This is a genomic window from Microcoleus anatoxicus (assembly GCF_042465725.1).
GTDB classification, from domain to species: domain Bacteria; phylum Cyanobacteriota; class Cyanobacteriia; order Cyanobacteriales; family Microcoleaceae; genus Microcoleus; species Microcoleus anatoxicus.
The window spans coordinates 1109709-1133319 of record NZ_CP120853.1; the positions used below are offsets into that span (position 1 = coordinate 1109709).

At 42.5% G+C, this 23611-nt stretch carries 13 protein-coding genes; 7 read left to right on the forward strand and 6 right to left on the reverse strand.

The genetic code is table 11. The features are described 5' to 3' along the window. Positions 1 to 54 precede the first annotated feature (54 nt). A complete protein-coding gene (locus P2A85_RS04705) occupies positions 55 to 5559 on the reverse strand; it encodes an FkbM family methyltransferase (protein WP_377477835.1) in 5505 nt (1834 codons plus the stop codon). Between the two features lie 412 nt (positions 5560 to 5971). Here P2A85_RS04705 and P2A85_RS04710 point away from each other — a divergent pair, with 412 nt between their 5' ends. The 5 genes from P2A85_RS04710 to P2A85_RS04730 all read left to right on the forward strand — a co-directional run bounded on the left by P2A85_RS04710 (position 5972) and on the right by P2A85_RS04730 (position 11757). Continuing rightward, positions 5972 to 6580, forward strand: coding sequence for an aspartyl protease family protein (locus P2A85_RS04710; RefSeq protein ID WP_341734604.1), 609 nt, complete (start codon positions 5972 to 5974; stop codon positions 6578 to 6580). 292 nt (positions 6581 to 6872) lie between these two features. Beyond that, positions 6873 to 7832 carry a GDP-mannose 4,6-dehydratase gene (locus P2A85_RS04715; protein ID WP_377477836.1) on the forward strand — a complete coding sequence of 320 codons (960 nt, stop codon included), beginning with the start codon at positions 6873 to 6875 and terminating at the stop codon, positions 7830 to 7832. A gap of 117 nt (positions 7833 to 7949) precedes the next feature. Next, positions 7950 to 9218: a glycosyltransferase family 4 protein gene (locus tag P2A85_RS04720; RefSeq protein ID WP_377477837.1), complete on the forward strand. Its 1269-nt coding sequence runs from the start codon at positions 7950 to 7952 to the stop codon at positions 9216 to 9218. A gap of 21 nt (positions 9219 to 9239) precedes the next feature. Further along, the gene (locus tag P2A85_RS04725; RefSeq protein ID WP_377477838.1) at positions 9240 to 10496 is read left to right on the forward strand and encodes a glycosyltransferase; all 1257 of its coding nucleotides are present in this window, start codon (positions 9240 to 9242) and stop codon (positions 10494 to 10496) included. Positions 10497 to 10554: 58 nt separating this feature from the next. Beyond that, positions 10555 to 11757 (forward strand): glycosyltransferase family 4 protein, encoded by a 1203-nt coding sequence (locus P2A85_RS04730; RefSeq protein ID WP_377477839.1) that lies wholly within the window; start codon positions 10555 to 10557, stop codon positions 11755 to 11757. A gap of 185 nt (positions 11758 to 11942) precedes the next feature. On the opposite strand, the gene P2A85_RS04735 is transcribed toward P2A85_RS04730, so the two are convergent. The 5 genes from P2A85_RS04735 to P2A85_RS04755 form a co-directional block, all read right to left on the reverse strand. Continuing rightward, positions 11943 to 12866, reverse strand: a complete 924-nt coding sequence (locus P2A85_RS04735; RefSeq protein ID WP_377477840.1) for a methyltransferase domain-containing protein — start codon at positions 12864 to 12866, stop codon at positions 11943 to 11945. Positions 12867 to 12978: 112 nt separating this feature from the next. Next, positions 12979 to 13980 carry an FkbM family methyltransferase gene (locus P2A85_RS04740; RefSeq protein ID WP_377477841.1) on the reverse strand — a complete coding sequence of 334 codons (1002 nt, stop codon included), beginning with the start codon at positions 13978 to 13980 and terminating at the stop codon, positions 12979 to 12981. A 95-nt stretch (positions 13981 to 14075) separates the two neighbouring features. Continuing rightward, positions 14076 to 16880, reverse strand: a complete 2805-nt coding sequence (locus P2A85_RS04745) for a tetratricopeptide repeat protein (RefSeq protein WP_377477842.1) — start codon at positions 16878 to 16880, stop codon at positions 14076 to 14078. A 671-nt stretch (positions 16881 to 17551) separates the two neighbouring features. Next, positions 17552 to 18094, reverse strand: coding sequence for an acireductone dioxygenase (locus P2A85_RS04750; RefSeq protein ID WP_377477843.1), 543 nt, complete (start codon positions 18092 to 18094; stop codon positions 17552 to 17554). A 544-nt stretch (positions 18095 to 18638) separates the two neighbouring features. Then, a complete protein-coding gene (locus P2A85_RS04755) occupies positions 18639 to 19847 on the reverse strand; it encodes a NupC/NupG family nucleoside CNT transporter (protein WP_377477844.1) in 1209 nt (402 codons plus the stop codon). 72 nt (positions 19848 to 19919) lie between these two features. Here P2A85_RS04755 and der point away from each other — a divergent pair, with 72 nt between their 5' ends. Both der and P2A85_RS04765 read left to right on the forward strand, forming a co-directional pair. Next, positions 19920 to 21284, forward strand: a complete 1365-nt coding sequence (gene der / locus P2A85_RS04760) for a ribosome biogenesis GTPase Der (RefSeq protein WP_341733844.1) — start codon at positions 19920 to 19922, stop codon at positions 21282 to 21284. Positions 21285 to 21621: 337 nt separating this feature from the next. Beyond that, on the forward strand, positions 21622 to 22617 hold the full coding sequence (locus P2A85_RS04765; RefSeq protein ID WP_377477845.1) for an energy-coupling factor transporter transmembrane component T family protein: 996 nt from the start codon (positions 21622 to 21624) through the stop codon (positions 22615 to 22617). The last annotated feature ends 994 nt before the right edge of the window (positions 22618 to 23611 follow it).

The following is a 23611-nucleotide window of genomic DNA, read 5'->3' on the forward strand; positions in this document are numbered from 1 at the left end:
GTGCAAGGTTAGGTTGATAAATTTAGTCAAAATATCAACCTTATTTCCCTAATACTACTGCATTCTTACAGCCTCTGCTAAAGGGTAACTATCCCACGGCAAGAACGGAATTAATTTTTCACGTTTGCGACAAGGACGGTAAAACAACTTACCCTCTTCATTAAGTAAACAGGTAGCAAACGAAAAAGAACTATTGGAAATCCCCACAATCTCGCAATGACTCAACAAATAAAAATCAGGATAAAAGCTAGCATGTGGCAATTCTACATCTAGTTCTTTTACTGTTACTGGTTGAAATTCTGCAAAATCGCTGATAACTTCTTCTAGTGAATCACTAGCGACAAACAACACAGGTTCCTCAACATTTTCCCATATATCTCTGAGCCAGTCCTTATACCATTCTGTAGGGGCTGGATAATAATAGGGATTTGCGTCAAGAGAATAATCCTTAATATCACCACGCCGTAGGTGTATGCCTATCAGAGTTTTTCCTCTGGTCAATAATCTTTCCAAAGCAAATTTCATGGTTGTTTGAACTTCCTGGGTAGGCTGAAATAGGGAGCGAAAATATTCCTTATGAGCCGCGTAAAATGTTGTCCTATATTGAAAAAATCCCCAAAAATCTACATTTTTATATGGCTCTTTTTGATACGGTATCTGTGCTGGTACAGAGGGATGTCTTTCTTCAACAATCGGTAATTCTTTAGAAATTACTGGATCGTTGTGACCAAAAAGATAATGCCCAATCCACTCAGGAGTTTCTACTCTTAGATTATGTTGCTTAGCATAGATTTTTAAAAAGGCATACTGAAATATCTGATTACCAAAGTGGCCATTCATACCAAGAGTAGACATGGTAATTAAAGGCTTTTTCACATAACAAGCATCTCCCCAAGTCGGATGATAAGGTGTCGTAGTTGCCATCCTTTCAAAACCATAGGCTCCTAAAAAGTCATCTATCTGGTCAATTAAGGCGCATCCTTGATATAGTTCTTCATAGTTAACTTCTGTATTAATTACTTCAATATACTTCAACAAGTTCGTTGCTCCTTGGAAAGCAAGAAGCTCTGCACCTTGAATATCAATGTTTAAGATATTAAAATCTGATGGTTGTAGTTCCCTTTCTTCTATGACGGTATCAATGGTTTTTGCCACCACTGTTAATTTATGAGTTACTTCGATTGTAGGGTATATCTCTGCATGAATTTTCAATGGTAAAATTGAACTACTCATCTCATTGTTTGTAACAATCAACTCTGCTGTGCCATTTTGATTGCTGATTGCACAATTTACCACTTCCACTTCTGACATTCCATCCATTCGTTTTTTGAGTCTTTTTGCTACATCAGGGTTAGCCTCAATAAACAATACTCGCTTGATCCCCATTTCTTGGTATGTTTTCAACTCCCCACCTTCGTGCGCTCCCACATGAATAACTCCCCCAGGAACAATTGAATGCTCCCTGCAAAGCTGAGGAACATCGATCATATGTTCGGGCGGTTCAGCTAAAACCGCTGAGCGGAATCTTTCATTTACTGCTAAAAAATTACTAAACTGAAAATCTTCATAATTAGGAGAAAAACCAGGTAAGTATTCTAACTGATCTGGCAAAATTTTAAAAATTGAATAACGATATTGCGACAGCAAATCAAAAATTTGCTTTAAGGTTGTACCAGCATCAAGGTATGTACCGCCGTACTCAAACTGAATATAATCTATTCTGCCTGATTTCAATAATTTTTTTGCCCCAGACAATACATCTAGTTCCGCTCCTTCTACATCTATCTTCAAAAAGTTAACTCTCTTGATTCCCAATCTGTTGCAGTAACCGTCAATGCTAGTTGCCAGCACATCTACACTTTGGGGTGGTTGAAGACCGCAGGTACTTTCAACATGAAAGCCTCGACGATACATTGTACTCCACTGAGGTGAATCGGGATAATAACAGATTTTAGTAACTCCGTCTGTTTTAGAAACAGCACAGTTATTTGGTATCAGTTTTCTAAAAAGGTTTTTTGAGGTAATATTTTTAATTAGTTCGTGATAAATTTTCGGCACTGCTTCAAAAATGTGTACCTCTACATCAGGAACAACATTTAAAACTTCTTCTGTCCACCCTCCGACATTAGCACCAATATCAAAAACTGTCTGCCCTGAGTTGATAAATCTTTTAATGACGTTGAATTCCCCAGTTTCATTAAATATAGTCATAGTAACCTCTTGATCGACAGCGGTATTTTTTTGTAAATATGTATTGGCATCTAACTTCGTATCTACAAGGTATGGTTGGTCTACTTTTTTAAAATAATCATTAGGTAAACATAAAATATCCGGGATCTTTTTGTTTAAATCTGCTTCTTGTAACTCTAAAGTTATTGGATTGTAACAAGAATAACCTAAGTTATGAATACTCTGAAATAAGTCATCGGTCTGATCTTGATCGAAGTTGATAAACCATTCTACAAACAAAGTGGGTTTTGCTACATCAATAATAGACTTGAGAGTTTTAATAACTTCTTTGTCATAACCTTCACAATCAATTTTAATAAAACTCAATCTATTGAGCAATTTATCATACTCTTGACCAAATCTGCTCTGCAAAAAAGTTACTAAATTAACACCTTTAACCGGAATTACCGTAACATCAGGATTCGTCGCATTCCATTCCAACAAATCATCATAACCACCATTACAACATTCTGAGTCCCCATAAGTGAAATCATATATCCCTTCGTTTGCCATGATAGCTGCATCGAAAATTTCTATATTCATTTCATCCTTGTTTAGGGACTGATTGACTTCTAGAACTTTATAAACGTGAGGATTTGGTTCAAAAGCCAGCACCATTCCAGTCGAACCAGTGAGAAGGGCCATCGGTAATGCAGTATCCCCAGTATGAGCACCAATGTCTATTGCAATAGTTCCTGGTAGGATATATTCACCCCATCTTTCAGTTTTAATAAGATATAAAGAGTCTTTTGCCCAATCTCTAGTCCTTTCATAGGGGTGATTCCACTCGGCATAAATAAATTGACCATAGTAATCTTTATCGTCTCTGACTTCTATTTTGTCTATTTTTCTGATCCAATGATTTTGTTTATAAACTGCTGTAAATTTTTGAAAATCTGTTTGATAGATTAAATTGAGTTCTATAAAATTAACGGCCAAGAATAAGCCTGTAGCCCAGAAACGCAGTTCTAAATCTTGAGCGTTAACATCTATAAAAAACTCATGTTCGACTTGATTATTATTGTAAACAGTCTCTTCGTAGATTACCAGACCTTTATTCACGGCTACATCAAATTTAAACCAAGCCTTCCCCGAATTGCTCCCGTCTTGGCTCCCATAAGAATCTGAGCTTTCCACGTTGATTTTAACTTTATATAAACCATCCGGTAAGCTAACATAAGGTCCATAGCAAATTTGCCCATAATTTCCCGTCTGGCTAACTAGCTGCTGACGAGTTTGTGTTTGGGTAAGCTGCCCTGAAATCAAAGTATAATCTTCTGGGTTAATTCGCCAACTTTTTATCCCATCTAGGTTACTTAAAAAACATTTCTTGCTGGTGAATGCTGGATAAAGCTCTACTAGCTGTCGCCATTGTGTGATCGCTTCTACCATGTTATCCCTTTCTGCCAAAATGTCGCAAACTTTTAGCAGATTTTCAATTCCTTTTTGTAGTTGTTTTTTTACTTTTATAGCTTCATTATTGAGAATGTTTAGTTGAGTCTCTACTTGTTGAAAATCTCCACCTATTTTCACCATCAGCGCTGTCTGTCTAGGCTGAAGAAAGTGCCGATACTTAAGAATATTATTTGTCAAAAATGTAGGGACATCTTTATCATCCACGTCTCTGACATCAAAATAAAACTCCCCTGATGATTCCATCTCCAAGCTTGGTCTACATACGTCATATTTTATTTGTTCAATACCTCTTACTTGTGAGTCATCACCTTCTTTATGGGCAAAACTTTGCAATTTGTACCGACGTGATAATTCTGAACCAAACCAACTAAATGACCAGCCACTCTTAAGTAGGTATGGATGTTCAAAATACTGAGCGCTATTGATGTATCCCGAACGCTTATAAGCAGGATCGCCCATGTCTAACCCTGTGTTTATTTTGTCTGAATACCTAACTTTAGTGTAAGTTCTAACTTTAAAGTCTTTATATTTACAAGCGACTGTTCCGCACCACCACTCACTGTATAGATTATCTAAATGGCCGTGATACAAATCTTGAACAAATATGACAAATTCATGATATTTAAGTAATTCAATAGCTTCAATCAGCTTTTCTTTTCGCGGAATTTCATCACAGTCATTGACTAGGATAATATCCTCATCTTTGCAATCAATAGAATTTAATACCCTACTTATACAATTTTTTTGGTGAACGTCAAGAGGCCATGCTTGGAGATTAACAGGTTGACTGTAGTCAATTTCAGGCATATCATCAACAACATAGTGAATGATTTTATCCTGATACTCAGCAAACTCATGGCTAAATTCTTGGTAATAAAGTGGCTTGGGGTTGCCACTAAAGGTTTTTGTAGCTTCTACTAAAATAAACTTATCTACAACATCCTTGAGTTCTTCTATCCGAATTCTGAGAACATCTAATTCATTGAAAAAGGCAAAACAGTCATAAATCCGAGGGCGCTTTTGATTGGCTTGCATATTATTTGGATTTAGCTGAAAAGCCTTGTAGTAACAGAGGCCAGCCTCGGTTGTGTTTCCTTGAACTGCTAGTGCTTCTCCTAAGTTATAGTAAGATTCGTCTGAGTTAGGACTCAGTTCAAGAGCATGACGCAAAGTATCGATCGCCCCCTCTAAATCCCCGTGCTTAATTAATAATTCCCCTAAGCGATAATGAGCTTGCACGTCATCAGGATTTAATTCCGTAATGTGGCGATAAGAAGCGAGCGCCTCTTCCCACAGCTCTTGTTTCACCAATGCCTTCCCTAAATGCAAGCAAACTTCCAAGTTATCTGGCTGTATCTTTCGGAGCTTGCGATATGATTCCACATCATCAGGATTTAACTCAATAGCACGACCATAAGAAGCGATCGCCCCTTCCAAATCCAACTGAGTTCGCTGTTGCAGCAATTCCCCCAGTTTATACTGAATCCAATCCGCCTCTGGCTCAAGCTCACTGGCGCGCCGGTAAGCCGCGATCGCCTCATCCAACTGACCCATTTTTGCTAAGCAATTACCTAGCCCCACGTAAGTCCCAAAATGTTGGGGATTAAGTTCGATCGCCTTACCGAAGGCTATAGCCGATTCTTCCCACTGTTCCTGTTGAGCTAGGGCATCCCCTAAGTGATGGTAACTCCAAGAAAAATCTGGTTTAAGTTCTATGGCGCGACGAAAAGCTGCGGTCGCTTCCTCAAATTGACATACTTTTGCTAGAGATTCCCCTAAATTGTGGTGAGACCAAGAGTAGTCAGGATTTAGCTCAATCGCACGGCGGTAGGCGGCGATCGCGTCTTCTAGTTTTCCCTCTTGCAGAAATTGATTGCCTTTGTCCCACTCAGTCACAGCCATTTGCTCGTTCATTTTGCCAAGTTACTTGAAAGTTATTAATATTATGTTTAGACCCAGCAGCTTTGCTGAATTTATAACCATAGCAATCCTCGCATCATTTGTGAAATTTCTCTCTTACCCCCGGACCTTAGTAAGGTCCGGGTTGGGGTGGGGTAAAAACTTTACGACTCCTGCAAGGATTGCTATATCGACTTTTGTATCATACATCCTTGATTATTGTCAACATATCGTTAACTCGCTTGAGGTCTGGTATAATTGGGACGGTAACGGCTGGAGTCCACTAGGGGCGATCGGCAAAACTTGTTCCATGTAGTAAAATGAGGTGCAAAAGTCTGAATCGCGACGGTCATGGGCAAAGTAGCCCTAATACCTAAATTTACTGAAGCACAGATTATTTTATACAATACAAAAAAGTGATTTAATTATGGAAGCAAAATATCCGACAGCTAGTGATTGGTATAAAGCTCATCGCCGGGAGTTAAAAAAATATCGGGGCGAGTGGATAGCTTACAATCATCAGGGGATAATTAGTCACGATCGCGATTATGACAAAATGAAGAGTGGTATCGATCCAAGCTGGTCAAGCTTAGATTATGTAATTGAGCGTATATTTGAAAGCGAGTTTGTAGAACCTATCCGCTTTTATCCTGTGAGAATGAGGACATTAAAAGCTCACGATTGGCAACCTAAGTATGAGTTAATAATGAAGTCTCAGAACGCAGTAAAAGTGAAAATACTTGTTGATTCGGGCGCTGAACTCAGTTTAATTACCAAGAAATTAGGGAGGGATTTAGGCTGTGCTAAGGCGGAAGGAGAAATTAATAATAAAGCAGAAGGAGTAGGTGGCAGTATTGAATATCTATTACGACAGGTAGAAATGGAGTTGGATGGTCATATTTTCACCGCGCCTGTAGCTTGGGCACAAACAGATTTTTGTGAGGAGATTCTTTTAGGTAGGGAGGTAGTGTTTGACTTGTTTGATATAGAATTTAAGCAAGCTGACGAGACGATTATTTTTAAGCGACGAACATAGTGAACTGTTTTATTAATGAGTCCAGTGCTTTACTCTAATTCACAAGGCTGTGAGTCAATAGCATGGGTATGCGATCGCCTCTTCTAGTTTTCCCTCTTGTCGCAAATTATTTCATAAATGCAACGATAATTCTCAGTTATCAAGTTAAACCTGCAAAAAATAGAGCCTTAATCGAATTTAGGGAACACTTGAGCGAATGTCAAGTCAACTAGCAAAACTTGATTGCAGTGTATCCACAGATATATTAAACCGAGTAAGCACCAACATCATCTAAAAAATTCGAGGTAATTATATGAAAAAAGCAGTAATTTGTGGTATATCCGGCCAAGACGGAGCTTATTTAGCGAAATTGCTCCTCGAAAAAGGCTACTCAGTCTGTGGCACATCACGAGACGCCCAAATGTCAACCTTCAACAACCTCACGCGCTTAGGCATCCGCGACTCAGTAAAGCTAGAATCCATGTCCCTCAACGATTTTCGCAGCGTTTTGCAAGTCCTGAGCAAAATTCAGCCAGATGAGGTGTACAATCTAGCTGGTCAGACTTCCGTAGGGCTGTCCTTCGAGCAACCAGTGGAAACCCTAGAAAGCATTGCCACCGGGACACTGAATCTCCTAGAGGCCATCCGTTTTAGTGGAGGAAAAATAAAACTATATAATGCCAGCTCTAGCGAATGCTTTGGCGACACTGGAGGCAAAGCCGCCGAGGAAAGCACCCCATTTCATCCCAGAAGTCCCTATGCAGTTGCGAAAGCAACAGCATTTTGGGAAGTAGCCAACTATCGAGAAGCCTACGATTTATTTGCTTGTTCTGGTATCCTATTCAATCACGAATCCCCTCTGAGGCCAGCCAGGTTTGTTACCCAAAAAATTGTATCAGTAGCTTGCCGGATTGCGGCGGGTAGTCCAGAAAAGCTGCAATTGGGTAATATTTCTGTACAGCGGGACTGGGGTTGGGCACCCGAATACGTGGAAGCAATGTATCTGATGTTGCAGCAGTCAGAACCCGATGATTATGTAATTGCTACTGGGGAGAGCCATGCCTTAAAAGAATTTGTTGCTCAAGCCTTTGCCACTTTGGGATTAGACTGGGAGGAACATACAGTCATAGATACCAGTTTGTACAGACCGACAGAAATTGCACTGGGCAAAGGCAACCCTGCTAAGGCGAACGAAAAGTTAGGTTGGCAGGCAAAATATAAAATGCCTGATGTAGTAAAAATGATGGTACAAGCAAAACAGGCTAATTTTTAATAAATTAGTCACTCTTATACCAAATATCTACTCAACCCAAAATTAAACTTAATTGGGTAGAAATTAAATAGTGTGAAAGCCTATTCATAAACATTGAGAAAGCAAAAAGCAAGACGAATGTTAAATCATCAAGTAAATAATTCTTTGGGTGTAAATTTAGCAGGTCATATAACAGGTGATTTTGGGCTAGGCGAAGCAGCTAGAGGCACTCTCCGAGCAATAGAAGCAGCTAAAATTCCCTTTGCTATCACCGATTTAAAGGTGGGTGGGCAACCCAACTCCGATACCAGTTATCAAAATTTTTCCAATGACAATCCCTATCCAATCAATATAGTCCAAACCAACCCGAATTGGGTTGAACAGATTTTAGCTGGATACTTTCCCGGTATTGGTTCTGAATATTTCAAAGGCAAATACAATATAGGTGTCTGGTTATGGGAATTGCCAGTATTTCCCAGTGAATGGCAATGGGCCTTTGATTTATTTGATGAAATCTGGACTACCAGTAATTTTTGTGCAGAAGCATTTGCGGCTGTCTCCAAAGTTCCTGTACTCAAAATTCCTGTGAGCCTTGCCTTTCCACAACCATTATTAACTAGAGAAAACCTCAACTTACCCAAAGATAAGTTTATTTTTCTATTCATGTTTGATTTTGGCAGTTCCTTTGAACGGAAAAATCCCTTTGCCACTGTTGAGGCATTTAAACGAGCTTTTGGTAAATCAAATCAAGATGTTTTGCTCGTTCTCAAATTTGCCAATGCTCATCTTTTCCCGGAACGGCGACAGGAATTAATTGATTTGGCTGAAGGTTGGTCATCCCTTCAGTTTATAGACGGACATTTGCAAAAAGCAGAGATTCATGCTTTGGTTAATAGTTGTGATTGTTATGTATCTCTGCATCGGGCTGAAGGATTCGGTTTAACCATGTCAGAAGCCATGTACTACGGCAAACCAGTAATCGCCACAGCCTATTCATCTAATATGGAATTTATGAATGTTGGCAATAGTTTTCCGGTTAAATACCAACTGGTGACAACAACTGAAGATTATGGAGCTTACCCGAAAGGTAGCGTCTGGGCGGAACCAGATATCGATCGTGCGGCCTCTTTGATGAAGTCTGTATTTGAAAATTATCAGGAAGCTCAGAAAGTAGGAAAAATAGCATCTCAAGAAATTCGGTCTTTATTAAGCCCTAAAACCGTAGGTGTAAAAATCAAAAATCGCCTGGAATTAATCATGGCAAACCTCAATCAATCCCAATTATCAAATCGGTTCCATGAGCTTCAGGCAGAAAGAGATTTATTAGCTCGTCAAGCCCAAGCTTGGAGGCAGACAGCATTACAAATGCAAACAGAACTCAAACACTTGCCGTTTCATCATCATTAGTAAAAAAGTACAAAATTCGCTATGTTGCAGAAAACACAAAATTCTAATTTAGGCATCAATGTTGCAGGTCACGCTAGTGGCGAATTTGGCATTGGAGAAGGCATGAGAGGCACTCTGAGAGGACTCGAAGCCGTAGGCATTCCCTTCACCATCAGGGATATTAAAGTAGATTGGCACAGAAATCTCGATTCTACCTACACTAATTTTTCTGACGAGCAACCCTATGCTATCAACCTCGTTCATACACCACCTATCGGTGGAGTAATGGAAAGTTTAGGTTCTGATTATTTTCAAGGGCGATACAATATTGGTTATTGGGCTTGGGAATTGCCATTGTTTCCCCCTGGTTGGCTATATGCTTTTTATTCATTTGATGAGATATGGACTCCCAGCAATTACTCTGCTGAAGCCATTTCTGCGGTATCACCGATTCCCGTTGTCAAGGTTCCGCACAGCATTTATCTTCCAGAAACTTCCTTGGGTAGAGAAGCTTTAGGCTTGCCGAAAGACAAGTTTATTTTTCTGTTTTTATTCGACTATCACAGTCGGCTGAGTCGTAAAAATCCTCTGGGAACAATCGAAGCATTTAAACGAGCTTTTGGGAAATCAAACAAGGATGTCTTACTCCTTATCAAGTCTTCTAATGGGAAGTTTCATCCTGAACTGCAAGAGCAAATTTTGTCGCACACAGAGGGTTGGTCGTCAATTCAATTTATAGAAGAGCATTTGCATAAAGAAGAGCTTCATGCCTTAATTGACAATTGTAACTGCTATGTTTCCTTGCATCGCGCGGAAGGGTTTGGACTGACGATGGCGGAAGCGATGTTTTATGGCAAACCAGTAATTGCCACTGCTCACTCGGCTAATATGGAATTTATGAATGTCGGTAATAGTTTTTTGGTCAAATACGATATGGTGACAATTATTGAAGACGATGGGCCCTATTTTAAAGGAAATGTCTGGGCTCAACCCGATTTAGATCATGCGGCATCCTTAATGCAGTATGTCTTTGACAACTATCAGGAAGCAGAGCAAGTAGGAGCTAGAGCAGCCAGTGAAATTAGGTCTTTGCTGAGTCCACAAACTGTTGGTAGCAAAATTAAAATTCGTCTGGAAGACATTATGAGCAGGATAAATCATCCTACACGATCGACTCGGCTCCGTAAGATTCAGACAGAAACAGGTTTATATCAATCCCAAGTCCAAGTATGGAGGCAAACAGCACTGCAAATTCAAACGGAACTAGAGCGGTGTCAAAGGCTAGGTTCGATTAAGTAGTAGAATTGATCCGGTTTTCCAGAATAGTAAAAATGTTAGAGGGAGATTAAAATTGGCTATGCTAAGTACAGGACTAAATTATTCTTTTGGCATCAATGTTGTCGGTCACGTGACAGGGGAATTTGGACTCGGAGGTGGCGTGAGAGGTACTCTCCGAGCCATAGAAGCAGCAGACATCCCCTTCGCAATCAAGGATCTGAGGGAAGATACGCAGCGAAACTTAGATTCTAGTTACACAAATTTCTCTGAAGATAACCCATATCCCATCAACCTCATCCATACCAACCCTCACAAATCATTACTCGACTTAATTAATCCTGCATATTTTCAAAATCGCTACAATATTGGATTCTGGGCATGGGAATTACCAAAATTTCCTGATTTTGGGCGGTTTGCCTTTGATATATTTGATGAGGTTTGGACTTACAGTAATTACACGGCTGAAGCCATAGCAGAAGTATCGCCTATTCCTGTTCTTAAGCTACCACCTAGCATTTCTATCCCTCCAAATTCATTGGGCAGAGAAGTATTGGGATTGCCAGAAGACAAGTTTATTTTTTTGTTTATGTTTGACATTGGGAGCGGCTTTGAACGAAAAAATCCCTTGGCTACTATTGAGGCATTTAAACGAGCTTTTGGAAAGTCTAATGATGATGTGTTACTCATCGTTAAGTATCGACCCCATCCACTGTTTCTCCATCTGCAAGCACAACTAAAAGCACAAGCAGAGGATTGGCCATCTATTCAGTTTATAGAAGGGGATTTAAAGAAAGAAGAACTCCACGCCTTAGTTGACAATTGTAACTGCTATGTGTCGCTACATCGGGCTGAAGGATTTGGTTTGACGATGGCGGAAGCGATGTACTACGGCAAACCAACTATCGCCACCGCCTACTCGTCTAATATCGAATTTATGAATGTTGGCAATAGTTTTCCAGTTAAGTATGAGTTAGTGAAAACAACTGAAGATTATGGGCTTTATCCAAAAGGAAGTATCTGGGCCCAACCAGATATCGATCATGCTGGTTCCTTAATGCAGTATGTGTTTCAGAATTATTCGCAAGCAAAACAAGTAGGAGCGAGAGCAGCCTCCGAGATTAGGTCTTTATTGAGTCCGCAGGCAGTGGGAAAAAAAATAAAAAGTCGCCTTGAATATATTACAAGGACAATAGAAGAAAAAAGCTGTTTTGAATCCCAGGCTCAAGCTTGGAAGCAAGCAGCCTTGCAAGCTCAGGTGGAACTAGATCGCTCAAAGATTTAACGGTAACATACTCAGCAATAATTTCGTTACTGTTATCAATAATTATCATATAGCAATCCTAAATCAGTTGTGTAATTGTTGTAGGGGGCAATCTCCTCGTGAAGAGCCCTAGATGCTGGGGTAGGCACAGGGGCACTACCCCTACAAATCCTCATGAATGATTTAGGATTGCTATATAAATAATTCTAACAGTCCTCTGCTCGCATACAGCAGATGAAGAAACAGTAAGAGTTATTGGGATTGTCGTTGAGTTTTTCACTGCTGATAAACTCATTTTTGAAATGCTCCATACTTGATGTTTCAATTGACCTTGATAGATCGATCACTCCCTTGCTCTGAATAATTTTGAAGTTGTGCTTATCCAAAAGTTTACACAAATCTTCATAGTAGTATTCTATCTTGTGTTCTGGATGGATATAACTATTAGGAAACTGTAACTGGGTAGCTCGTCTGTTGGGGGTATCTAGTGCCAGCTTACCACCGGGTTTTAATAACTTGTAGGCTTTTGAAAAAACTTTTTCAGCATCTTCAGAGGTGATGTGTTCTATTGATTCTCCAGACCAAATTAGGTCAAAAGTGCCTTCCTGAAAACAGTCTAAGTCAGTCATACTTCCATACACATATTCAATGTCACAGGTTTCGTATTTAACTTGTTTTGGCCATTCAGGCCCGGGAAACATCATTTTGTCGGGATGAAAATCTAAAATGTAGAGCTTTTGTGGCACATGAGGATAGCCAAAACTTAGCAAAGCACCTCTTGGGTCGCTTGAGGAATAACCGCCCAAGTCTAATATAACTTGAGCTGGTGGAACGAGTTGTTTTACCATTTCCATTCTGGCGTTGTGAAGCTTTTCATTAATTTGGTTTTCGCTTTCTTCACCTGAAATGCGTTTGTAAAATTCGCTTGACTTAATCATCGTTTGTACTACGCTTGCTCGACTCACACCAGCCTTTAGCAAACCTAACCAACCTTCTAATCCCTCTGGATCGGCTTCCCGTTCAAATATGACCCAATAAGCCATCCATAGATAGCTTTTGTCGCTTTTGACATGAGTGGATAAAGTTTTTTGAATGGCTGCTTCCAGATGCTTTGCTGTTTCGGGGTTCATGATGGTTATTTTGATATGTATGAGTGTATTTTAATGGACTTTTTTAAGCATCAACCTGGAAAATACAGGCTAGTTTGCGATCGCGACTCGCTTGAATATCTCTAATTTATGGTTACAAAGGCAAAGCCATCAGGTCAAGATGTATTCTGTCAAAATTAACCTTTTCGGCTAGTCTTTGCCAGAAATCCATCACAAATGTCGTGTCAGGAGCTTCCGTAATTTTTCCGACTTCTTCAATGATAAACAAGCGATAATTATACTGTGTCAGTTGTTTTAAATACCCTTCACCGACAGCATAGGGATGAAACTCAGTAAAAATAATAGGTCGGTGTTTATTGATTATCCTCTCCATGCCGCGCAGCGCAATAGGTTCATGCCCTTCTATATCCATTTTAATTACATTAATTTCTTTTTCTGATTGCAGCAATTCATCCAGTACCACTGATTGCACTAATTGATAATTTACAGATTCCTCTGATAACTCGACTACCCAACCATTAGATCCTGATGTCATTAATCTGAAAATTTGTTGAGAATCTGAAACTGCAAAGGGATAAACTGTAATATTCTTAAACAGATTTTCAACGATACTTGCATATAGCAGTTGTCTATTGTATTGGTTGGGTTCAAAAGATATTACTTTCCCCTCATTTTTAACAATGCTTGCTGCTAGGAGAGTGAAATAGCCTATGTTAGCTCCCAGATCGAGAAAAACATCGCCGGATTTTAAGTGTTTAACAATAGCATCAGTCACATGAGGTTCATAGCTTCTGGTACTAATAATTGTTTGACCAACGGCAGTGTCATTAGTCATGGCATAGATTTTAAAATTTTCCAGTTCGATTAATACTTGACTTTCTGTACTTGCAAAGCTCTGCGTGCCTGCTGGTAAGCGGTGTTGAAATTCATTAGACTCAATCATCTTTGCAATTAAAGTAGGTCGAGTCCATCCTTCTTTTAGCTGGTTTAAAAACATAGCTATTCCCTCTGGATCGGCTTCGCGCTCAAAGATTACTTGATATGCCATCCATAGATAACTTTTATCGCTTTTAGCATGAGTGGATAAAGTCTTTTGGATGGCTTCTTCTAGGCGCTGAGCTTCTTCAGGGTTCATGGTAATTCCTCTACTCTCAATTGATTGCTTCTAGTGGTAAATGGGATCTTTGAGCCTGAATCCACTTACGAAATACAGACTCAATTCACAAAAAATTAGAAAATCTTGGGTTCCAACTCTAAGGCGTGACGGTAACAAGAACTCGCTTCATCAATTTGCCCTTTCTTAGTCAAAACTTCACCCAAATTATAGTGGAACCAAGAGAAATCAGGCTTAAGTTCGATCGCGCGGCGGTAACAAGCGATCGCCCCGTCCAAATCTCCTTCATGTCGCAGCATATCCGCTAAATTGTTCTGGATATAGGGATCGTCAGGTTTTAACTCGATCGCGCGACGGTAAAAGTTCATTGCTTCCTCCCGCTTACCCTGTGTCGCCAAAGCATCCCCTAACAATTGGTAAGGTTTATACTCATTTGGTTGAACCTCAATAGCGCGGCGGTAACAAGCGATCGCCCGATCCGTATCATTCTTTTGCGCGAAGATCAACCCCAACTGCAAGTGCGCCTCACCGCATTCGGGATTTACTTGCAACGCCATCTGATAAAAGACGATCGCACCATCAACCCAATTCTGCCGCACCAAAGCATTCGCCAACTCAACATAAAGCCCCGCATCATTCGGCGAAATCTCCAAAGCCTTATGATAAAGTTGCACATCATCAGGATTCTCTGCGATCGCCTTTCGATACAAACCCATCGCATCCTGCAAATCCCACTGCGATCGCATCCTCAAAGCATCAGCCAACTTCTGCGAAATCCAAGGCAAATCCGGCTGAATTTCCACAGCACAGCGATAAGCAACGATCGACTCATCCCACCGTTCCAACTTCTCAAAAGCCGTCCCCATGTTGTAATAAGTCCACGCAAAATCGCGATTTAGCTCCGCCGCGCGCCGGTAAACAGCAACCGCATCCTCCCACCGTTCCATTTCCAACAGCACATCACCCAACTTGCTGTGGGACCAGAAGAAACTCGGATTCAGTTCATTAGCCCGCTGATACGCAGCCACAGCCTCATCCCAGCGTTCCAAATTCACCAAGGCTTCGGCTAAATTGTTGTGCGCCCAAAAATGGTCAGGATTAAGTTCGATCGACCTTTGGTAAGCCGAAATCGCCTCATCCCACCGTTCCAACTTAACCAGCGCATCCGCCAAATAATTGTGAGACCAACTAAAATCAGGATTTAATTCTGTTGCTTTCCTGTATGCTTCTACCGCCTCATCCCACCGTTCCAACTTCAGCAACACATCCGCTAAATTGTTATGAGACCAGCTAAAATCAGGATTTAATTCGATCGCCTTCCGATAAGCATCAACAGACTCATCCCACCGTTCCAACTTCACCAAACACTCAGCTAAATTGTTGTGAGACCAAGAAAGTCCGGGATTACTTCTAATAGCATTCCTGTAAGCATCTACCGCCGCTTCCCACTGTTCTTGACCCTTCAGAATTTCCCCCAATTCGTGATAAGCAGCACCAGCATTTGGGTTCAATGCAACAGCCCGCCGGTAACAATCAACGCCCTGATTTACCTTACCTTGCTCGATCAAAGTTTTCGCTAAATTTTCCAAATCCTCAGCGGTGCCCGACTTAGGATCGATCGCAAAAGCTCGATACGAACACTCGGCCGCCTCCTCCGACTTCCCTAACTGCGTCAACAGCTTGGCAAAATTGCGGAAAGCACCGGCAAAATCTGGCTTCAGGGCGATCGCCTTTTCGTAGGCAGAAACCGCTTGTTGCCACTGTTCCTGCTGGGCACAAATGCTACCATAATTAGCATAAGCTTCCGCAAAATTCGGATTAATTTCTATTGCCTTAACATAGCAAGTTTTAGCATCATCTATTTTGCCACCAGCTTGCAAGGCATTACCCAACATTTTGTATAGAGACGCATCCGGCTTAATTTGTAGCGCTTTTTTGCAAGCCGAAATTGCCTGTTCCAATTTCCCCTGAGCAAAATAGCCTTCTGCCAGTATTTTATATGCTTCTGGATCTTCGGTACTAATTCCCGCATTCACAGGTGGCTGAACTTGTTGTTTAATTTGTTGTTTAATTTGCTCAGGTATTTGTTGCAATATTTCTTTCGGTAGTTTTCGCAATATTTGTTCAGGTATTTGTTGTTGAACCTGTGGTTGTGGAACCTGTGGTTGTTGAACTTGTGGCGGTATTTGTGGCTGAACTTGTGGCGACTTAACAGCACCATTTGTCCCATTTGCACCAGCCAAAGTCTGCTCTCCCTCGCTACCATTTCTCGCATGAGCAGCGTTCAATTCGATCGCCCTACGATAATATACAGTCGCTTCTTCCAACTTGCCTTGTTTTTTCAGCGCCTCACCCAAACTTTGGTAAGCCGTCGCCAAATTCGGGTCCAACTTAATTGCCCGATCGTAACAGGCGATCGCCTCCGGCAACCTTTCCTGGCGAAAAAAAGCATCGCCCATGTTCAAATGTTCCGACGGTTTGGCCTTTTGTGGTTCCAAAGAAAATGCCCGATACCAGCATTCCTGAGCTTCCGCCGGCTTACCAACTTCCCCAAATACTTTTGCTAAATTCCGGTATACTCCTGCGAAATTCGGCTTAATCGCGATCGCCTTTTGATAAAATGCGATCGCCTCCTGCCACTTTTGTTGCTGAGCACAAATGCTACCCAAATTGGCGTAAACCTCGGCAAAATTCGGTTCAATTTCAATAGCCTTGGCGTACCAGTGTCTCGCCTCTTCCACACGGCCTTGAGCCTGTAGCGCGTTACCCAAAGTCTTGTAAGCCGGTGCAAAATTGGGGTGAATCTTCAAAGCTTGCTCGCAGGAGGCGATGGCTTCTTCCAATTTCCCTTGGGATAAATAGGTTTCTCCCTGTTGGTTAAAATGAACGGCTGTGGATTCTGTGTTGACTGTCGTTGACATAGGGGGTGCTGGCAACCGGGGCAGGAATTAACTAAGGTCTTCAAAACGCAAAACGATTATAGCCCGTCTTGACACCAAATCTAGCAATCTTGTTCCAGCAATGTTGAGTTTTTTTGATGGATACATGAGGTTTTCACCTGGGATCTAATGTGGGGGCGGGTTTTACCCCTAATCTGCCCTACCCACACACCATCGACATCAACCCGCCGAGTCTCGCCCGATCGATCATCCCAATTAATCGCATCTTTTGAAAGATATACATTGAGTGGGGGCGGGTTGATTAAGTTTGTTTGTTTTTTACCTATATTATTCGTAAAACCCGCCCCTACCAGGAATTTTATGGTTGATTTTTTCGTGGGGCGGGGGCGGGTTGATTAAGTTTGTTTGTTTTTTACCTATATTATTCGTAAAACCCGCCCCTACCAGGAACTGTATGGTTCAGTTTTTCGTACATTCATTTAGCGGGGGCGGGTTGATTAAGCTGGTTTTTTTTTACCTATATTATTCGTAATATCAATTCCGGTTGTATCAGAATGATTTAACCACAGAGGACACAGAGGACACAGAGGGAGAGAGGCGGGGGCGGGTTGATTGATATGGTTTTTTTTTTACCTATATTATTCGTAAAACCCGCCCCTACCAGGAACTGTATGGTCAATTTTTTCGTACATTCAGTTCTTGATTTTCAATTGCCTTTTCGTATATTGAGGCACCCACCCTTGAGCTGTGGTGTAATACTGCACCGCTTTCAAGTACAGCGACGCCGTGAGATAAAACCAATGTTCGGTGTTGGGGGGAACTTGAATATATTCCTGTGATTCCAACAATAATTTCACCTCAGAACCGTTAGGATATACAAACCCAAACACACATTCGCCGGCTAAAACATGAATGACTTCTGCATCGGCGTGGGTATGAGTACGATAGCTTTGAGTCATCATCCCGTAAATCTGTGGCGAACCAGGGTGCAGCACTTTTAAGTCACACCACTGACATCCACCGGTGAATTTGAACATTTCAAATTCGCTTTTAAATGCTGCGAGGATCTGCTGTTTTTCTGTTACATTGAGCAGGTCTTGGACTAGCAGTTCTTGAACCGCAGGAGTTTTGTCGATCGCCAGACGATCTATCTGAATATTTAAACCAGCTAGTTTGTTCGCGATTGCCCCAATTTCCCTGTATATCGTACCATCATCTAGTTGCAGAACAGCCATAGTACACCACCTACTGTGTTGTTGAGCTTTGAGGAAAATTTAACTTTCCCTTCACCTATAGTGTTACACCAATTTAATGGGTCGTTGCGTATATTTCGATCCCCCTAAATCCCCCTGGTGGAAGGGGGACTGTCGATCGGAATCTTGTCCCCCCCATTAATAAGGGGGACTGTCGATCGGAATCTTGTCCCCCCCTGGTGGAAGGGGGACTGTCGATCGGAATCTTGTCCCCCCCTTAGTAGGGGCGGTGCCCCCGTGCCCGCCCTCTTTATTAGGGGGGATCGAGATATATGCAGCATCATAAAAAATTGGTATTAAAGATTAAAATTCTGACTACTTACCATAATAGCCGATCGCTAAAATTTGATGTCTAGCCTCTAAAACTCTCAAGCAATTACCATAAATTAAAGAAAGTTTTGGATTATTTAATTTTTATTTAATATACCAATCTTTGAGGTGGTGAGGACCTGGAAGGAAAAGGAAAAATTTGTGCTCATGAGCACAGAAACCCATGAGCAACCAAGATAACCTCAACCCATCGCCCTTAGAGCAGCATTCCCGCAATACAAGCAGTCATGAAACAAGCCACAGAACCAGCAATCATCGCCCTGACAGCCAACTGAGCCAAATCGCCCTTTCGCTGAGGAACCATCGCCCCAATCCCCCCAATCTGAATCCCAATCGACCCAATATTAGAAAAACCGCACAAAGCATAAATTGTAATAATTTGCGATCGTTCCGAAATCGCCTTTTGTTTCACCAAATCCATCAAATCCAAATAAGCAATAAACTCATTTAAAATCGTCTTTTTACCCAAAATCATCCCCACCTTGCCACAATCCGCCCAAGGCACCCCCATCAGCCAAGCAACGGGAGCCATTAAATAAGAAAAAATCCATTCCAGCGATAATTGAGGCAAACTAATCAGCCCTCCAAACCAACCCAAAACGGCATTAAAAAAAGCCAACAAACCCAAAAAACCAATCAGCATCGCCGCCACATTAGCCGCCAACTTCAACCCATCACTAGCACCAGAAGCAGCCGCATCCACCGCATTTGCATAAACCTGTTCCACCTTCACCTCAACCACCCCAGCAGTCAGGGATTTTTCCGTTTCCGGGTACAGCAATTTAGAAATAGCCAAAGCCGCTGGTGCGGACATTACCGAAGCGGCAATTAAATGTTCCGCCGCCACTCCAAAAGAAATATAAGCGGCCATTACTCCCCCCGCAATTGTCGCAAAACCACCAGTCATTACAGCATGAAGTTCCGAGAGAGTCATGGTCGATAAATAGGGTTTAATTAACAGAGGAGCTTCCGTTTGTCCGATAAAGATATTCGCAGCACAAGAAAGGGTTTCTGCACCGGAAGTTTTCATGGTTTTCATCATTCCCCAAGCCACCACCTGCACCACTCGCTGCAAAATTCCGTAATGATAAAGTAGAGTAATAAACGAAGAGAAAAAGATAATTGTTGGGAGAACTTTAAAAGCGATAAAATGTTCAGCAAAATTGTCACCGAAGACAAACTTAGCCCCCGCATCAGAAAAATTGAGAAACTGGGTGACTAAATCTCCCAAAAATTTAAATACCGCCAAACCCGGAGCAGTTTTGAGAATCAAAATAGCGAAAATTAGCTGTAAAGCAATTCCCCACAGTATCGGCGGCCACTTAACCGCGCGTCGATCGACTGAAAAGGCATAAGACAGCCCAACAAAAACCACTAAACCCAATACAGAAATAAGTCTGTCCATCTCAGTCACATTCAGCCTATAATAAAAGGTCAAACATCAAAATTACAAAGCAGCCTGATTGCTGCTACCTTTATGCCTCTACCTATAGTTGCTATTATTGGACGCCCCAATGTCGGCAAATCGACCATTGTCAATCGCCTAGCCAACAGCCAAGACGCCATCGTCCACGATGAACCGGGAATTACGCGCGATCGCACTTACAGACCAGCATACTGGGGCGATCGCGAATATCAAGTAGTAGACACCGGCGGGCTAGTATTCGACGACGAAACCGAATTTCTGCCCATGATTCGCGAACAAGCCATGGCCGCCCTCGCAGAAGCCAGTGCAGCAATTTTCGTAGTAGACGGAAAAGTGGGACTGACTGGGGGCGACGAAGCCATCGCCTCTTGGCTGAGACTGCAAAAAGTCCCCGTCATTCTAGCCGTCAACAAATGCGAATCGGAAACTACCGGACTCACCCAAGCAGCAGATTTTTGGCAATTAGGGCTAGGAGAACCTTACCCAATTTCCGGCATCCACGGCAACGGCACCGGCGAATTGCTCGACCAATTAATTACTTATCTTCCCACAGAAGTATTACCGGAAGTAGAAGAAACTAAAGTAGCAATTATTGGCAGACCAAACGTCGGCAAATCCAGTTTGTTAAACGCATTTCTGGGAGAAAACCGCGCCATAGTCAGCCCAATTTCCGGGACAACTCGCGATGCGATCGACACCATCGTCAAACGTGGCGATAACACCTACCGTTTAATCGACACCGCCGGAATTCGCAAAAAGAAAAATGTGGAATACGGTGCAGAATTCTTCGGGATCAACCGCGCCTTCAAAGCCATCCGTCGCGCTGATGTCGTGCTGCTAGTAATAGATGCCATTGATGGCGTTACCGATCAAGACCAAAAATTAGCCGATCGCATCAGCCAAGAAGGTAGAGCCTGCATCATCGTCGTCAACAAATGGGACGCCGTAGAAGACAAAGAATCCGATACCATCTACGAATACGAAAAAGAAGTCAGAGCTCGACTTTATTTCCTCGATTGGGCAGAAATGATTTTTGTCAGCGCCATGACAGGACAGCGAGTAGAAAAAACCATTGAATTAGTAGATAAAGCATCCAGCGAACACAAACGCCGCGTCACCACCGCCGTCATTAATGAAGTCATAGAAGAAGCCACAAGCTGGCACTCCGCCCCAGTGACACGCCAAGGAAAACAAGGCAAAATCTATTACGGCACTCAAGTGCGATCGCAACCACCAACCATCGCCCTATTTGTCAACGACACCAAACGCTTCACCGAAAACTATCGGCGCTACATGGAAAGCCAATTTCGCAAACACCTAGGCTTTACAGGCACACCCATGCGGTTACTTTGGAGAGGCAAAAAAGTTCGTGAATCAGAACAAAGCAGCACAAACAGAGCACTCCGGGTCAAGTAATTCTTGATAGTGTGGATTTTGGATTTTAGATTGAAAAAAAAGCTGTTTGATGATATAATTAATTACGATTTACAGCCAAAGACTTAATCTAAAATTCAAAGCTTTTATTAAATAACAAAAGTTAAAAAAAATGGGTGCATCTCAGTTTTGCCAATATATTCGTAGGGGCGAAGCATGACCGCGGTAAATCTGTGGTTATGACTAATAAAATGTCTGCGGTCATGCTTCGCCTATGCGAAATCAGGATGCTCCCAAAAAATAAATTAATCAACATTCAATCAATCACCAATAAATAAATTGAAATTAATTAAAAAATCTAACATCTAACAAACACAAGATGGATTTATTGAGATCGCTTCCCATTGGACTATACCTGGAACAACCCATAACTTGGCTCCACCGCCTCGACCCGCGAGTCAAATTAGCCTGGTTGATGACATTCCTGATTGCGCCCATACTCGCCAATCCAATCTGGCGATTGATGCTAGTCGGAATGTTAATCATCCTGACACTAGGTGCAGCAATTCCCCTCCGCGTGTGGAAACAGCAAATGGGAATGCTGTTGCTATTCTGCTTGTTAGTATTTGGCCTGAGCACGATCGCCCCTGATGCACTCCCATCCGAACACCAGCCCCGTCTCCCCGCCGACGAATTAGCCTTTTCCCAGCAGCCGAAAACTCTCCCCGAACCCACTAAACCAAAACCCTGGTACGAACCCTTTAATTTAGACTCAAAATCTACCAACCAAAAGCCCAAATCCCCAACCCAAAAATCTCTCCCTCAACCCACAAATTATAATTACGTTTTACTCAAGCAAGGCCCGATCAAAATCACCCGCAAATCCCTAGATTTAGCTATCAACGTTAGCACCTTATTTTTTACAGTAATTTACAGCACCAACCTCTATCTCCTTACCACAGCCAGCGAAGAAATTACCACTGCGATCGAAAACTTAATGCAGCCCCTGCGCCGCTTGAACTGGCCGGTGACAGAAATAGCTTTAACCTTAACTTTATCTTTGCGCTTCATTCCCCTAGTATTGGAAGAAATTCAAAATTTAGTGCGATCGGTCCGAACCAGAGCCATAAACTGGAAAAAACTAGGATTGAGACGTGCTGCTCAAGTATGGTTGACGATCGCCGAGCGATTGTTAGAAAACTTGCTTTTGCGAGCAGAACAAATTGCTAGCGCCATGCAAGTTCGTGGCTTCACCAGTCCCGATCGACATCGCGTAGCATGGCACAAGTTGCACTTAAAAATTCGAGACTGGATCGCGATCGCCTGCTTAATAGTCCTCTGGAGTGCCCGCTTAGTTTGGGGCTGGGACAGTTAAAATTGAACATCTATCTAGGGACATAGATACTAGACGTTCCACGCATTCAAGCCACAAAGCGAGGGATTGGGCGATCGCTTTGTGGAAAAAATTTACACGCCCGCCGCACAAAAAGATTGTGCGCAACTAAATTCTCAACATAGCAGCATTAAAGGTAAAATGAATCGAGTTTCGTAGAACCAACTAGCAGAGCGCGGGCCAGCAAAAGAAGCCGTTGTCAAGGCCCTAGGCACGCAGGGCTGTTGCATTCTTTGTAGGGGCAATCCCACGCCCGGTTGCCCCAATGCCTGAAATGACTGAAAATGGTCTGTGGGGGGGTAGGCACGGGGGCACTACCCCTACAAAGGGGTAGGCACGGGGGCCATTGGTGTCAACTTAAGCCTGAAAGCCTTGGTATCTCTCGTTCATAGCCAAGTCTAGATCCCCCTAAATCCCCACCCCCCCCCTAGCCCCCCCACCCCCCCCCTGCCCCCCCCAAGGGGGGATGGGGGAAGGGGGACGAAAGATCGGACTCTTATCCCCCCCTTCTTAAGGGGGGCTAGGGGGGATCTAGATTTAATAGTCAAACAGCAGTCTGTGGCTACCTTTGACCTTAAGTTGACACCAATGGCACGGGGGCACTACCCCTACAAAGGGGTAGGCACGGGGGCACTACCCCTACAAAGGGGTAGGCACGGGGGCACTACCCCTACAAAGCCCTCGTTTTTTGGAGAATGAAACCGCCCTGCCTAGGCACGGGATGGCGGGGACTACGCTATAAAGATAAAGATGTCGAAGTTGAACGATCGGACAGTGGAGCCCCAAAGGTACGACTGCACGGAACAGCCTCAACACTAGCCTCTACTTGGGGAAATTGCCAGTGGCAATAGAGCCTCATCCACGACGGAGACTACTTTAGGCCCACCGCGATCGCCCTTTGCAGCCCCCATTCAACCACATCCGTCCCATCTGAGAGCGAAACTCAAATTTCAAATCTAAAATCTAAAATTGTCCG

What these genes read in the sequence shown, in the direction of transcription:
- P2A85_RS04705 (WP_377477835.1), bottom strand. Translation starts at nt 5,559, where the DNA reads ATGAACGAGCAAATGGCTGTGACTGAGTGGGACAAAGGCAATCAATTT.
- P2A85_RS04710 (WP_341734604.1), top strand. Translation starts at nt 5,972, where the DNA reads ATGGAAGCAAAATATCCGACAGCTAGTGATTGGTATAAAGCTCATCGC.
- P2A85_RS04715 (WP_377477836.1), top strand. Translation starts at nt 6,873, where the DNA reads ATGAAAAAAGCAGTAATTTGTGGTATATCCGGCCAAGACGGAGCTTAT.
- P2A85_RS04720 (WP_377477837.1), top strand. Translation starts at nt 7,950, where the DNA reads ATGTTAAATCATCAAGTAAATAATTCTTTGGGTGTAAATTTAGCAGGT.
- P2A85_RS04725 (WP_377477838.1), top strand. Translation starts at nt 9,240, where the DNA reads ATGTTGCAGAAAACACAAAATTCTAATTTAGGCATCAATGTTGCAGGT.
- P2A85_RS04730 (WP_377477839.1), top strand. Translation starts at nt 10,555, where the DNA reads ATGCTAAGTACAGGACTAAATTATTCTTTTGGCATCAATGTTGTCGGT.
- P2A85_RS04735 (WP_377477840.1), bottom strand. Translation starts at nt 12,866, where the DNA reads ATGAACCCCGAAACAGCAAAGCATCTGGAAGCAGCCATTCAAAAAACT.
- P2A85_RS04740 (WP_377477841.1), bottom strand. Translation starts at nt 13,980, where the DNA reads ATGAACCCTGAAGAAGCTCAGCGCCTAGAAGAAGCCATCCAAAAGACT.
- P2A85_RS04745 (WP_377477842.1), bottom strand. Translation starts at nt 16,880, where the DNA reads ATGTCAACGACAGTCAACACAGAATCCACAGCCGTTCATTTTAACCAA.
- P2A85_RS04750 (WP_377477843.1), bottom strand. Translation starts at nt 18,094, where the DNA reads ATGGCTGTTCTGCAACTAGATGATGGTACGATATACAGGGAAATTGGG.
- P2A85_RS04755 (WP_377477844.1), bottom strand. Translation starts at nt 19,847, where the DNA reads ATGGACAGACTTATTTCTGTATTGGGTTTAGTGGTTTTTGTTGGGCTG.
- der (WP_341733844.1), top strand. Translation starts at nt 19,920, where the DNA reads ATGCCTCTACCTATAGTTGCTATTATTGGACGCCCCAATGTCGGCAAA.
- P2A85_RS04765 (WP_377477845.1), top strand. Translation starts at nt 21,622, where the DNA reads ATGGATTTATTGAGATCGCTTCCCATTGGACTATACCTGGAACAACCC.